Source organism: Gilliamella sp. X-60, from assembly GCF_057063585.1.
Genome location: NZ_JBXSQJ010000005.1, coordinates 1 through 13,446 on the forward strand (window position 1 = coordinate 1; position 13,446 = coordinate 13,446).

Genomic DNA, 13,446 nt, shown 5'->3' on the forward strand with positions numbered 1-13,446 from the left:
GATATAAATGCCTGTTCATCGTTTTGTCCTTATTTTCATTACCTTAATTATTCTAGTGTCTCGATAGCTTTAACTACTCTATATTCTTGATGCTAGATGTTAATAATTCCAGTTTACGTTAAACCCTTTGATGATGTAAGTTCTTAAACCCTTGCTCTATATCGCATAAATCGAGCATTTGGGTTTTCTTGCTGACATAACACTATCACATTCAATTAATTCAACCTGATTAATATTGAAACATAATAACTCAACCGGAAAGTCTATCTGTCCAGTTGTCGTGCTTGGTAGTAATAAATGAATATCAGGTGAGATGGGATTTAACGAATCTTGCAGAGCTTTTTGACGTTCTTGCTGGTAGATCAACAGTGTTTGTGTTGACAAGGGCTCGGCTAACACGATAGTGACGGGATAGATAACAAAGGCTAAACTTAATAGAAATTTTTTCATCACAACGCTTCAAAGTCCAATTTTCACTCAATTATTACATAAAATTTGCGCAAAAATACTAAACTGAAACGGATAAAATGTCTATATAAAAAAATAGACAACTTTTATTATATAATAATTTTTTATATTATTTTTAAAGATATTTTTATTACTTATTTAGTTTGTATTTTATGATTTTTATATAATTTAATCACTTTTACATTCTCAACATAAGGAAAATTGCAATATTAAAATATTGTTGAATTAGCATTATAAATTTATAGCATGCTAGACAACAATCTTTATATGCTTTAGTTACAATCAATAAATTATTAATAAAAAATTTTTTATTATTTAGATTTTAATGCCCTGCTACTTTCGAGAATAAATTAATAATCACCACACCAAACATAATAAATCCCATGCCGATTAGCGCAGCGAGATCCAATGATTGTTTTAAGAAAATCCAAGCGATTAAACTGATTAGTACAATCCCGATTCCAGACCATATTGCATATGCAATACCAACAGGGATTGTTTTTAATGCTAATGAAAGGAGATAGAACGAAGCGCTATAACCAATAATAGTAATAATTGAGAAAATAAGATTGGTAAAACCATTTGATAGTTTCAATGAAGATGTCGCTATCACTTCACAAATAATTGCAACAAACAGTAATAAATATGAATTCATCTTAATGCCCATAATCGTTAAATTAAAAAGCTAATTTTCTAAAATCGACGCTGAATCCTTTAGATTAACCAACTTTAATTAACTGCGTAAACGTTAATAGATAAAGCCAATATTTTCGTGCCTTATTTTTGCATCATTAATTATGAATCAAAGGTAAAATAGATAGCTATTAACGCTTGAAAAGGAAGATATTAATGGTGGGTTGTGAGGGGATCGAACCCGCGACCAATTGATTAAGAGTTCCCTGTACACACCTTTAAAATCAACCACTTACAAAATAATCAACGAGTTATAAAATCAATAAGCATCAATAAACCGCTATATTAATTAACTCAACCGCCATTATACCGCCATTTAAATATTATTGAAAGGGTTCAATTTTATAGCATCTTCAAAATGGTCAGGTGCAAAATGTGCGTAGCGCATCGTCATTTTGATATCTGTGTGCCCTAGTATTTTTTGTAATACTAAAATATTACCACCATTCATCATAAAGTAACTGGCAAACGTATGGCGTAAAACGTGGGACAGTTGACGATCGGGTAATTCTATTTGTGCGCGTTTAATTGCTGAACGAAAAGCTGAGTAACACGGAGTAAATAACGTCCCTTTCTTTTTGTTGATTTCGTCAAACAATACTTTATCAATAGGTATTGTTCGGTTTTTCTTGCCCTTTGTTTTTAAGTATGTAATTGATTGATTTCTTACTTGCTTATCTTGCAATGATTCGGCTTCGCTCCAGTGTGCACCTGTTGCTAAGCATATTTTAATAATCGTTAACAAATCTTTGGCTTTGCTTTCTTTTGCTGACGCTAACAATTTTTTTATTTGCTCCGTCGTTAGATATGCCATCTCCTGTTCGTCAATTCTAAATTGTCGAATGCGATCGACCGGGTTTTTTAGCTTCCACTCCCCCAGTCTAATTAATTCGTTAAACATTGCTTTAACATACGTTAACTCTAAGTTTAACGTTCTTTGTGATACAGTCTTAACTCGCTCAGTTCGATAAATTTCCCCGTTTAGTCGTTTTGATCTGTATTCTGTAAAATCTTTGGCGGTAAAGTTTGCTGCAATTGGGTTATTTATACTATCTGCAATAAATAACAACGTAGTATAAACATTTTCGCCGTCACTCAGTGTTTTACCGTGCGCGTTATGCCACAGCTCGATCAGATCTGACAACCGCCGCCGATCTTGCTTTTCAGCAATCCACGGCTTTGTGGCTGCTTGTTCTTCGATATAGCTTTCATAAGCAAGCGCTTCGCCTTTCGTCGCAAAGGTTTTACGAATGCGCCTGCCGCCCTCTAAATATTTTTCAAACAGCCATTTGCCGTCACTTTTTTTTCTTACTGTCATTATTAATCACTAATTCGATTCTTTGGCTTTACAAATATTTTTTAACCATTCATCAAGCTTAATTTTTTTACCGTCTTCTAATTGAATCATTGTTGTTATTTTGTTAACTGGTATCATTAGCTCTTTGTTACTAGATGTTACGTTTACCTTTAAATATTCTTCGTTGCTATTGCTTTTGTAATATTCTCTAACTGTGAACAAATCCCTTATTGTTTCACCTGATATACGGTGCGAAAAAGTTACTTGTTGCGGTGGTTCAAATACCAACATAAGGCGAGGTTTATATAATTCGTCTCTTACAAAGTTTGCAAACCCAAACATTTCACTAAGATCTATTTTTAACACTTTTCTACATAAATCTGTAAATTCGTATCGTGTTGTTCCTATAAGTATCATTGTTTCTAGCTCTCTTTCGTCTGTAACGATTTTAGTGCCTTTTTCGGGATCTGTTAATGTTATATAAAATCGTCCATCCTTATTTAAGGTTAGTTTTGTGATGACACCCTCTAGCCTTTGTTTATTATCATAAATTCTAAATGATGCGGGCTTGGTTTCTCCCTCCCAGATAACTGCAACACCATCTATCATTTTGTAATTCATGCTTTCGAAATTTTGCTCTTTGTACTTTTCTTCCTCTATAATTCTAAGACGCTCTGCTCTATCTAATGCTTTTTGCTGTCTATGCTCTTCTAATTTTTGGTTGATTTTCGCAAAAAAGGAGGGTTTCTCTGGTAGATTTGTTTCGATAGGCTGGGTGTTTTGTTGTTGTGGATTATTTCTCGTTTTCACGGCTTTAATAATCCATAAAACAAAAGATACAGGTATGGCAAGAATGGAGAAAAAACCTACAAAAGCAACTAATGCGTAAGGTTGATCATTACTCTTGTGTGGCATCATCGCACAAACAATAAAAATTAAAAAACTAGCAAAAAATACATGTCCAACAGTAATTCTTTTTTTCATATTACCTATATTCCTATATTTTATTTAAAGTTATTATTTTTTTGGATTCTTTATTTCACAATTTTGAGCTTCTTCTAAAAACAATTTGAAAGCATTATCTAAACTCTTAAATGTTCTTGTTTCCATTCTTAGGCTACCAACTCCGCAGGGTCTAGATTTTGATGTTGATGTATAAAAAATAACTGACGGCTTGCTTTTAGGTTTGCCATTTTTATAAGAATCATATAAACAAATAAACTTTAAATGACTGCCTTTTTCATTTACTCCTTCTTCAAAAGATACATTCCATCCAAAGCCTTCTAAGGTTTCTTTAAATGCTTCATAAATTTTTTCTATCGTGATGCTTATAGACTCTTTTTTTGTTTGCTTTTCATCAATATCAAATTTGGTTATTTCATTATTTTTGTCGAGTATTTCAATTTTGCTTATACTGAACGACTTTACCCGATTTTGTTCAGTATCTACCGCTTTGAGTGCGTCGCCCTCAATGCTTCGAGGTATGATCGTTCTTATTCCGCCCGGTTTTGATCCGCCATGATAAATAATATTAAGTGCTTCACCTGATTCAATTGCCTTTAATAAATACTCTGAAATTGTCATCCTCTTTCCTTTTTTTATTTCTGTAAATTAAACGTGGCTCTTAAAAATACTCCCTTTTAATAACTGATACTCATCATCAGTAATAGCACCGCTGCTTTTAAGTGCTGCAATTCGTTCTAGTTTTTCTAATACCTCGCTTGATAGTTCAATCGATTTTTTTTCCGTTTTGATACCGTCGATGCTTGGTTCACCCTCACCAGTGCAAAGCCAATACGGATTTGCTCCTGTTTCTAAAGCACACCTTAAAACATAATCGTAAGGGAAAGTATTTCTTTGCACCCTGCTAGCCATAACACCAGCACTAATACCCCATCTATCGCCTAATGCTTTGATCGTGTTTAGCCCGTAGCTTTTCACAATTCTTGAAATCACATTTTTACATTCATCATCAAAAAACATTTTTCTGCCCTTAAAAAAATATTAGCAAAGAATAATGTTGACATTACTATTTGCTAATGTGTAATATACAAACATTAGCAAATAGTAATCAAAACACACTAATAAACACTAATAAACATTAATTAAGGAATGATGCCTTATGACGATTCAAATTGCAATAGCTATACCTGCCCCATTTGTCACGGCTCAGCAATTCGCCGATTTGGCAAAAATGCCGTTGGCAACTGTTAAGGGTAAAATCCAACGTGGTGAACTCCCTATACGCAAGAAGAAAAGCAACGCAGGAACGGCTAGCCGTGAAACCCCATTAATTAACATGGTCGCCTTAACGTTAGAGGGCGCAGCTGGTTACAAGGGTAATCTAGTAGTCAACATTGAGGGAGCAGAATAATGGCTCACTCATTCTATTTAAAAAAGGCCGCTCGGCAACCAACCCCGATCGATATTCAAATCAATACCCACAACCCGAAAGGTTGGATTGAAAAATCAAACGGGCAGGCAATTAAGTTGCATCAACCATTATTGATAGGTGATGAAGATGAACGTAGCACAAAGCACTCAAACCATTGAGCCACGCAGTTTGATCCGTGAGTTCAATCGGATTTTAAGCGGCAAACGTAGCCTTGTCCGTTCAGCTTTTAATAATTTAAAACCGGGTCAAAAGCGTTTATTGCTGAGTGCGTCGGGCATCGAACAGCGTACAACAACCATTTACAACTCAGATAGTCAGTTTACACATGCTTGGCAAATGCAATATGACGATCTGACAGATAACGAGATCGACGATTTAAAAAAAGGCTTGCGCAGGTTGCAATCGATTATCGATGCATTCGCACTATGTGAAGAAGAAGATTTTAAAAAAGAAACTAAATACAGGTGGCAAAAATGAACATGACAACACTTAAGGGCGATGCATTACTGCAAGCCCTAAAGCAAGCTAAAGACGAAACTAAAAGCGGGTTATGTGATGTATTCACTGCAAAGCTGGAACGACTAGCTACACATATCCGCACTAATTACTTAACACCGACCGAGTCGGCCGAGCTACTAGAACAAGAAGCCGAAGCCATGCGCAATCAACAAAAGGAAGAAGTTTAATGGCAGATTTAGCAGATATCGCACAATCGCACATTGAAACGGTTGCCGCCGTGGCTGTGAAAAATGCAAGTGCAAAGGTTTACACCGGCAAATCATCACTTTATTGCTGTGAATGCGGCGAGCCAATACCGGAGGCAAGACGTGACGCCGTGCCGGGTTGTAGTTTGTGTGTTTATTGTCAGCAGAAAGAAGAACACGAGGTAAAGCATGGGCTTAATAAATAAATTGCGATCCGCCATGGGTTATACCCCGCCGCACGCCCGCATACTTGCGGAACTGCAAGAACTTGCGGATCACTTTGAAAAATCTTGGTGTTTGCAGCGTGAAACACCGCTACTTAAAACAAAAAATAAAGGAGAAAAAGAGATGCTTTGTGAATCTGAAAATAAATCTTGCAAAACAATTAAAATTATGAATATAGATGATCATCAGTTTGAGTTAATTATGGGCTATGGCGTGCGAGTAATGAGCGTCTCTAAAGAGCGAGCAAAAGAATTAAAGTGTGCAACAATCTTTGCTATTGCGTGCGGTAGCGATGCGATTATTTGTGAAGCAATCGGTTTATATGATTCCAAGGTTAATATCTACACAGATATTCTTGAGTTTGAAATCAAAGAAGTCGAAGCGGAATAAATCAATCAATAATCAATCGGGGCAATCAGCCCCAAATATTTTAAGGCTCAAAAAAATGTGTGTAGAAAAATCCTTTTTAAAATGGGTCGGCGGTAAAGGTCGGCTTATTCCTCGATTATTACCTCACTTGCCAGACGGCAAGCGGCTAATAGAGCCGTTTGTCGGGGCGGGTAATGTGTTTATTAATACTAATTATGATAGCTATATATTAGCCGACAAAAACAAGGATCTGATTAACGTTTACACGTGGTTACGCGACGATTTAGCCGGATTAATAAATACTGCTCAATCATTATTTGATAGTAATATCGATTTTTATGAAATTCGCTGCCGCTTTAATTGCAATATAACGCAACCATTTACGTTAGAACGTGCTGCTGAGTTTATCTATTTAAATCGCCATTGCTTTAACGGCATTTGTCGTTATAACCAAAAAGGCGAATTTAATGTACCGCACGGCAAATATAAAAAAGTTTATTTCCCAAAAACTGAACTAATCGCATTTAGCAATAAGCTGATCTCCGTCCCAGTTACATTAATGGCGGCAGACTTTAGGGCTGCGATCGAAATGGCCGAGGATGGCGACGTTATTTATTGCGATCCGCCGTACATCTCAGGCACTAAAAACGATATTTTTACTGGCTACACCCCCCACAAATTTAATTACCCGGTTACGAAATTGTTACGTGATTTACTGGTTCATGCCGTTAGACGTGGAGCAACTGCGATCGTATCAAACAGTAACAACACAATAGTAAGAGGTATTTTTAGTGATTTCGAAATCTACGAAATCGAGGCACCTCGTTCAGTTGCAGCAAATGGCAATCGTCAGCCTGCAAAAGAAATTATTGGCGTGTTAACGCCGGATATGGTTTAGAGGCTAGACAATGAAACTACATAACTTAAAAATTCAAACAGAACATTTTGAAGCGATTTTAGCAGGAAGAAAAACAGCAGAATTACGTATCAACGATCGTAATTATAGTGTCGGCGATGTGCTGTGTTTACATGAGTTTGCTAATGGCAATTATACGTGCCGCAAAATTCTTCGACACGTTTCTCACATATTAGATGATGAAAAATATCTACAGAAAGGCTATGTAATGCTTAGTCTTGTCAAAGATAGTCAGTTAACACCAGCACAAGAATAACATGACGACAATCACGCAAAACTTACCACCAATTAGTAACAGGGCTAAATCTGCCCTGCTTTTAGCTATGCGTGATTTTTACGATACGGTTGGCAAGTTTTTACCAACAGAACACATTCAGCCAAAATCACAATACGCCACAGTTCGCAGGCCACCCAAAGAATTGACTATTATTGAGCGCCCGCTTTGGGAGCAGATACCGCATGAATATGATTATTTCCATTCATATTTTTGTGATACTCCACAGTTTATCGGTGGTTATTTTGCTCGCAAGTACGCAACGCTGTATCAAGAAAAAGGCTCAAAAGTTGCTAATACCTATTTACGCACTTGTGGGCTAATCCGTTGCACCGAAGTGCAGCGGCAATACGCAATAAATGCCGGAAAAAGCCTACTTGCGCAAGAATTCTATAAACAGCTATCGATATTACCAACTTTAGACAAAATCGACGTTGAAGAACTTGGCGGGAAGATTGCAGGCTATATGCACAATCTAATTATTAAATTTTTAGAAACTGATGAATTTAAGTTAAGCAATAACGCTCATGAATTAGCTATCTATAAATTTGCATTAGAACAACTCAAACCGTTAAAAATTACAGCGCCCTACTTTGCTGATTATAAAAAAGGTGAAATCAGTGAACAGCAAATTGTTATCGCACTAGCTAAATTATCAGATGATAAATGGTGGAAAAGCAGATTAAAGCGGACATGGGGCTTTCAACGTGAGCATTTAGCCATTGCTGCCGGACAAGTACAAAAGCACGCAAGCCCTTATGCAAGCCGTACTTGCATTGGCGAATGGAAAGAACAAAAACGGAAAAACCGTGAATGGCTCAAGAATCAATGTATAGAAAATACTGAAACAGGAGAACAATTTGAGCTTGTTTTACAAGTCGATAAATCCAATGCTAACCCTGCGATCCGCCGTTGCGAATTAATGGTTCGTATGCGTGGGTTTGAAGATATTGCGGATGAATTCGGCTACGAGGGGGCATTTATAACATTGACTGCGCCGTCAAAATATCACGCTGTACACGCTAAAGGCGGCTTTGTCAAAAACTGGAACGGCTGCACACCACGGGACACGCAGCGTTATTTATGTGGCGTATGGGCAAAAATCAGGGCAAAGCTTAATCGTGAAAATATCAAAATTTTTGGTTTTAGAGTTGCTGAGCCGCATCACGACGGTACGCCGCACTGGCATATTTTGGTTTTTATGCTGCCAGCACACAAACAGCGGGTTTATGAGATTATGCAAACTTATGCACTAGAAGAAGACGGTGGCGAACAGGGTGCGCAGTGCGCTCGCTTTAAGTTTGAAAATATCGAAAAAGAAAAAGGCTCGGCAACCGGTTACATTGCTAAGTACATTTCTAAAAATATTGACGGTTATCAACTTGATAATGAGGTCGATGACGAAACAGGACAAAACTTAAAAGAAATGGCGAAGAACGTAACGGCTTGGGCTAGCCGTTGGGGTATTCGTCAATTCCAACAAATTGGCGGCGCACCCGTAACGGTTTGGCGTGAACTTCGTAGACTTGGCAGTCAAAAAGTCGAAAGCCCTGCAATCGATCCGGTTTTGGCCGCAGCTGATGCAGGCGACTGGGCGGCTTACACTCAATTACAGGGCGGCGCGATGGTACAGCGCAAAGATTTACGGGTAAGAGTCTCGTACGAAGAGGCGCAAAATCAATTTGAGGAGGACGTCAAAAAGATTAAAGGGGTATTTTCCCCAATCGTTGGCGCAGCCTCTTTTATTTGTACACGTCTGATCAAGTGGGCGATCGTCTCTAAAAATAGGAGCGATAGCGACGCTCGGAGTTCTGTCAATAACTGTACGCAGATTAAAAAATCCCCGCTAGACGATCAGCGTGAAGAAATTAGAAAACAATTAAAAACAATCGGTCTTCCTGATGATAATTTCACCATAAACAAGCTTTATTTACGTGAAAGTATAAAAATTAGCCACAACCAATATTTAAAATTAGATAACACTTTGGACGGTGTGCATCTCATCGTTAGCAATTCGCCAAGCCGGCCTAAAAAGCCCGTTAAAAATGATTTTGTTGAGTTTGATTTTTGATAATTTGGGATAAATACACATGTTGACAATAAAAGTAAAACCGATATATAGTAAAAATACGTTAGCAAAATCTAACGTCAAGATTGACCTCTTGAAACTTACAAAGAGCATAACCGCTCAAAGCGGTATTTTTATGCGCGCTTAGTCATACCTATTCTATGGTGGGCTGGGCAAGGGCTTCGAAAGAAGCGCCGTTTTCTTTGTAGGCGGTAAGGTCAACCTTGTTCAGTTCACCACCAATAATTGACCTTGTTGGCGGTGTTTACTTAATTTATTATACAAAGGTAAATACTATGAAAAACTTTAACCAACTTACATCAGTCGACACATCAGAAAACGTTATCATCCATCTAAATAATTTTGCAAAAATCGAACAAGCCGAAACAATCGCCCGTAATTGCATCAATGCACATTCAACCCCTGCCGATTTTATGGTTATAATTTGCTGTATTGCGGATTTATTGCATGCGGTGATTGAAAAATCTGAATAAAATTAGGTGGACTGGGCAAGGGCTTCGAAAGGAGCGCCGTTTCGTTGAGCGGTAATGCCAACCTTGTTCAGTTTACCGCCAAATGCTTTATATGGTTTTATGTAATAAAAATCAGATAGTTAGACATTGATCACATTTTTTTAATTTTTTCTTGCCAAGTGATAGCTGTATAAATATACATGTATTTATGTACAGTTATTAAAGGATGAAAAAATGGATCAAATAACAATAAATAGCATTAAGTTAGAACAAGCCGAATTTTTAAACAAATTAATGATTGATGCTGAGTTATCAAACAATGATATAAAAATTGGCTTATGTTTGTTGCATGAAATATTATTAAAAATGAAAGATATTGACAAAACCAAAACTAAGCAGGATTAATCACATCAAAAGCCAGTTGATTACCTCGGCTGGCTAAATACGCATTTAATCTATCTAGCCCTTTCGCGCTTGGACTTAACACTCTATCAAATTCCGATTTAATTCTAAACGTCAAGCCACATTCCGGATCTGAACATGAACAATATTGATAATTTAGCAATTTGTGGGTTCTTGCGGTTTTTGTAATTACGGCTTTTTGGCCGCATTCGGGGCAAAGTAATAAAGGGGTTCGGCTCATGTTATTACCTCATATCTACACACAAGCCTATTATATCATAATTTTCTATTTACTCACTTGTTAATGGTGCTATTTTTTCGAATTTTAACAACAATTTATCTTTAAATGGTGAACGTTGGATATCTTCATCATGGTTTATAGTTTCAGTAATTAGATCTTGCAGTACTTTCGTCTCTGTCGCCATGTAATTTTTACGTAATTTATCAATATCACCATTATTACTACCGTTCTGAGCAACAACACCAGCCAGCCCCGCCGGGTATCTGTGCGCATTTAATAAATCTTGTGATGAAATCGTCTTAATGTTAGCAAATTCATCTTTTGCGCTCATGTCGCCAACCGGGATCAGTTTTACACCGTCTGGGCTGCCGTTCGGTATATTGATAAACATACTGCGGAAGTTGCCAACACCTTTACTTTTTGCAATTTTTTCTTTTATTTCTTCTTCCAGTTCGTCGCTTAAATTTGGATCAGTTGCGTAAAAAATGTAACCCATGTGTGCGCCGTTATTATAATATCTTCGTCTGAACATTGTGGATTCGCTATTGAGCATTGCACTATTTACGCCACCCATATAATCCGGTAGTCCATAAATGCGCTGGGTAGTGTCTGGTTGGCGAATATAAATTACATCGCCTGGATCATATGTAATTGAGCCGTTTTTTTGTGGTAATACATATCCGCCGATTTGTGTTTCAGTAGCATCTTTTTTTACTCTAAAGTAAAGCGACATGAGCGGGTATAATTCGGTAACTTGGCCAAAAATATTGCGGCGTTTTAATAATGGTAAATCACCAAACACAATCAGATTTAAAAAGCACTCTAACGCATGTTGGTAGCTGAGTCCGCCACCAATAAAGGTACTTAATAACATGTTTCGACGAGCATAAACAATGCCGCCGTGTTGCGAGTTGATGCTGGGTAATTGTGATAATGCTAATCTATCTACGGGTGTTGTGTAGCATTCGCTTTCGTATTCATTGCGCACGCTTTGATAATAAGTTAAGTCGGTAAGTACCGTCTCGGGTTGCTCAAATGTGATCACACTCATTTTTTTTGTATTAGTTTGGCTCGGTGTTCGTTTGAATTTTTGTAAAAAATTTTTCATTTTATATTATCCATTTTGATTGCTTTTTATTTGTGTTGAGCGGTTCGCGATAAACAGCGTGGGCAATTGCAAAAAAATCGTCGGCGTGACCTGTTGATTCGGAACGGCTAGCGGCGTAAGTGATCATGTTTGACTTTGGTGTTGCAACTTGCTCAATAGATAAAAAGGACGCATTTAACGCGTTTAGTTCCTCGCCCCACTCTATGCGCCCACTTTCAACAACATCAATCATTTTTAAAACCAATTGATTTTTTGTTCTTACATCGTAATGAATGGGTACGGTTTCACGCAGTGCAAACGTCTGTAAATGCTCATAAACACCGTACCCGATCCCAGTGATATCTACCCCGATGTAGGTCATTCTGTACTTAGATTTAATTTCTTTTATTTTGTTGGCCATGTGTTTAAAATTAAGACCTTTCCACTGATAAATTTCTAATACTCTGAATTTTTCCAGTTCATGCAATGGCGGCGCTACAATGGCAAATGTTGCATTATCTCGCGTACGGCTTGGGTCAAAACCTGCCCAAACCTCCCTATTGCCGAATGGTCGATCGGCATTAGCATCGAAATCTTGCCATAGTGCCGAATCAGTAACACATTTTTGTAATTTATCAAAATTAAATACGCTTCTGCCGCTGTCAGCAAATTTACAGCAATATAGAATATTAAACGCTTCGGCGCTTTTAGATTCACGTATATCATCAATGTCAGCTAAATCAAAGCCTTGCGCTATTGCGTCTTCTAATGTAATCAGTAACCGCCAAAATTTATCAGGGCAAACCGTGCCATTCATGCGTAACGATTCGTCTTTGGGGAATTCAATATCTTTACGCTTTTGATCTCCCTCTTTCCATTCTTCCCCTGCCCATTTTTTATATGCTGGGTGTGTTTTGGTGCTCGGTGTTGAAAATAGCGTTTCCCGGTATTGTTTTTGTGTCGCCATTCCTGATGCTGCAGTATACAGATCGGAAAATTTAGACATCCAAAAGACCTCATCAAAATAGACATTACCGGCATAGCTTTGCGCTGTTGATACATTGTTAGCGCATAAAATTAAGTTTGCATGATTGCTTAATGTAATTAAATCGCCACCTTTTAGCTGCACATCAAAAAACTGCTCCGCTATTTTCTTAATATACATAGCAAAAACACGGGCTTGCGGTTTCGATGATGATACAAATATTTGGTTATTACCCGTTAACACTGCGTCTTCAAAGGCTTCAAATGCAAAATAAAAGGTAAAACCTATCTGCCGGCTTTTTAGAATAAATCGCCGTCTATGCTCGCCAAGGTTATCTCTAACGTATAGCTGATGTTTATATAAAATTTCACTAGCTACCCTGTCAAAATCATCTTTTGTTAGATGTGAAATATCATTCTTTTTAGGTTTCTTGCGCTTTTTAGTTTGCTTGTCAGCTCCATTATTTTGCTGTTCGTTGTTGTTTGTTTCATCAGTATGATAAACCGGTGCGTTTTTTTGTTTTGCTCGAATTAATTTACATTGCTGTTCAATTAATCGTTCAATTTCATCTAATTCTAATTGATTTTTATTGTCTCGTTCTATTAGCAAAGCAAGGCGTCGATCTATGGCATCTTCGACCGCCTCCTCTTTTAACATTGACGCCCAACAGTGCTTTTCAGCCCAGTAGTATACGATCCGCGCATTCGGCAGATTTAACGCTTTGGCGATTTCTTTAGGTGTATAACGTTTTAGGTATAACGTATACGCCGCTCGTTTAATTTCGGGGTTATATCGTTTCATGCCGTTATTGTCGTTGTTATCCAACAAACTCGCATTAAACCCTTTTCG

General features: G+C 37.4%; 20 protein-coding genes. 11 read left to right on the forward strand and 9 right to left on the reverse strand.

Going from position 1 to position 13,446, the window contains the following annotated elements:
- Positions 1–156: 156 nt before the first annotated feature.
- The 6 genes from ACYIAM_RS03945 to ACYIAM_RS03970 form a co-directional block, all read right to left on the reverse strand.
- The gene (locus ACYIAM_RS03945; RefSeq protein ID WP_483747332.1) at positions 157–450 is read right to left on the reverse strand and encodes a hypothetical protein; all 294 of its coding nucleotides are present in this window, start codon (positions 448–450) and stop codon (positions 157–159) included.
- Between the two features lie 340 nt (positions 451–790).
- The gene (locus tag ACYIAM_RS03950; protein WP_174797963.1) at positions 791–1,123 is read right to left on the reverse strand and encodes a DMT family transporter; all 333 of its coding nucleotides are present in this window, start codon (positions 1,121–1,123) and stop codon (positions 791–793) included.
- Positions 1,124–1,477: 354 nt separating this feature from the next.
- Positions 1,478–2,479: a phage integrase gene (locus tag ACYIAM_RS03955; RefSeq protein ID WP_483747333.1), complete on the reverse strand. Its 1,002-nt coding sequence runs from the start codon at positions 2,477–2,479 to the stop codon at positions 1,478–1,480.
- Between the two features lie 9 nt (positions 2,480–2,488).
- Positions 2,489–3,442, reverse strand: a complete 954-nt coding sequence (locus ACYIAM_RS03960; RefSeq protein ID WP_483747334.1) for a hypothetical protein — start codon at positions 3,440–3,442, stop codon at positions 2,489–2,491.
- Between the two features lie 33 nt (positions 3,443–3,475).
- A complete protein-coding gene (locus tag ACYIAM_RS03965) occupies positions 3,476–4,042 on the reverse strand; it encodes a WYL domain-containing protein (RefSeq protein ID WP_483747335.1) in 567 nt (188 codons plus the stop codon).
- A gap of 27 nt (positions 4,043–4,069) precedes the next feature.
- Positions 4,070–4,441: a helix-turn-helix transcriptional regulator gene (locus tag ACYIAM_RS03970; protein ID WP_483747336.1), complete on the reverse strand. Its 372-nt coding sequence runs from the start codon at positions 4,439–4,441 to the stop codon at positions 4,070–4,072.
- Between the two features lie 139 nt (positions 4,442–4,580).
- Between ACYIAM_RS03970 and ACYIAM_RS03975 the strand changes: the two genes are divergently transcribed.
- From ACYIAM_RS03975 to ACYIAM_RS04025, 11 genes are all read left to right on the forward strand, one after another.
- Entirely contained in the window at positions 4,581–4,832 is a 252-nt protein-coding gene (locus ACYIAM_RS03975; RefSeq protein WP_483747337.1) for a DNA-binding protein, read from the forward strand.
- Positions 4,832–5,011 (forward strand): hypothetical protein, encoded by a 180-nt coding sequence (locus ACYIAM_RS03980; RefSeq protein WP_483747338.1) that lies wholly within the window; start codon positions 4,832–4,834, stop codon positions 5,009–5,011. The genes ACYIAM_RS03975 and ACYIAM_RS03980 overlap by 1 nt, the downstream gene beginning before the upstream one ends.
- Positions 4,980–5,330 (forward strand): hypothetical protein, encoded by a 351-nt coding sequence (locus ACYIAM_RS03985; RefSeq protein ID WP_483747339.1) that lies wholly within the window; start codon positions 4,980–4,982, stop codon positions 5,328–5,330. Before ACYIAM_RS03980 ends, ACYIAM_RS03985 begins: the two co-directional genes overlap by 32 nt.
- On the forward strand, positions 5,327–5,539 hold the full coding sequence (locus ACYIAM_RS03990) for a DUF2732 family protein (RefSeq protein WP_483747340.1): 213 nt from the start codon (positions 5,327–5,329) through the stop codon (positions 5,537–5,539). Before ACYIAM_RS03985 ends, ACYIAM_RS03990 begins: the two co-directional genes overlap by 4 nt.
- Positions 5,539–5,763: a TraR/DksA C4-type zinc finger protein gene (locus tag ACYIAM_RS03995; RefSeq protein WP_483747341.1), complete on the forward strand. Its 225-nt coding sequence runs from the start codon at positions 5,539–5,541 to the stop codon at positions 5,761–5,763. The genes ACYIAM_RS03990 and ACYIAM_RS03995 overlap by 1 nt, the downstream gene beginning before the upstream one ends.
- Complete coding sequence (locus ACYIAM_RS04000) at positions 5,747–6,172, forward strand: hypothetical protein (RefSeq protein WP_483747342.1); 426 nt, start codon at positions 5,747–5,749, stop codon at positions 6,170–6,172. Before ACYIAM_RS03995 ends, ACYIAM_RS04000 begins: the two co-directional genes overlap by 17 nt.
- Positions 6,173–6,227: 55 nt before the next feature.
- Positions 6,228–7,049: a DNA adenine methylase gene (locus ACYIAM_RS04005; protein WP_483747343.1), complete on the forward strand. Its 822-nt coding sequence runs from the start codon at positions 6,228–6,230 to the stop codon at positions 7,047–7,049.
- Positions 7,050–7,059: 10 nt separating this feature from the next.
- The gene (locus ACYIAM_RS04010; protein ID WP_483747344.1) at positions 7,060–7,323 is read left to right on the forward strand and encodes a DUF3850 domain-containing protein; all 264 of its coding nucleotides are present in this window, start codon (positions 7,060–7,062) and stop codon (positions 7,321–7,323) included.
- Between the two features lies 1 nt (position 7,324).
- A complete protein-coding gene (locus ACYIAM_RS04015) occupies positions 7,325–9,412 on the forward strand; it encodes a replication endonuclease (protein WP_483747345.1) in 2,088 nt (695 codons plus the stop codon).
- A 293-nt stretch (positions 9,413–9,705) separates the two neighbouring features.
- A complete protein-coding gene (locus ACYIAM_RS04020) occupies positions 9,706–9,903 on the forward strand; it encodes a hypothetical protein (RefSeq protein WP_483747346.1) in 198 nt (65 codons plus the stop codon).
- Between the two features lie 213 nt (positions 9,904–10,116).
- Positions 10,117–10,287, forward strand: coding sequence for a hypothetical protein (locus ACYIAM_RS04025; RefSeq protein WP_483747347.1), 171 nt, complete (start codon positions 10,117–10,119; stop codon positions 10,285–10,287).
- Here ACYIAM_RS04025 and ACYIAM_RS04030 read toward each other — a convergent pair.
- The 3 genes from ACYIAM_RS04030 to ACYIAM_RS04040 are packed head-to-tail and all read right to left on the reverse strand — an operon-like array spanning position 10,274 to position 13,398.
- On the reverse strand, positions 10,274–10,525 hold the full coding sequence (locus tag ACYIAM_RS04030; RefSeq protein WP_483557976.1) for an ogr/Delta-like zinc finger family protein: 252 nt from the start codon (positions 10,523–10,525) through the stop codon (positions 10,274–10,276). The genes ACYIAM_RS04025 and ACYIAM_RS04030 overlap by 14 nt on opposite strands.
- A 49-nt stretch (positions 10,526–10,574) precedes the next feature.
- Positions 10,575–11,633: a phage portal protein gene (locus ACYIAM_RS04035; protein WP_483747348.1), complete on the reverse strand. Its 1,059-nt coding sequence runs from the start codon at positions 11,631–11,633 to the stop codon at positions 10,575–10,577.
- Between the two features lies 1 nt (position 11,634).
- Positions 11,635–13,398 carry a terminase large subunit domain-containing protein gene (locus tag ACYIAM_RS04040; RefSeq protein WP_483747349.1) on the reverse strand — a complete coding sequence of 588 codons (1,764 nt, stop codon included), beginning with the start codon at positions 13,396–13,398 and terminating at the stop codon, positions 11,635–11,637.
- Positions 13,399–13,446 lie beyond the last annotated feature (48 nt).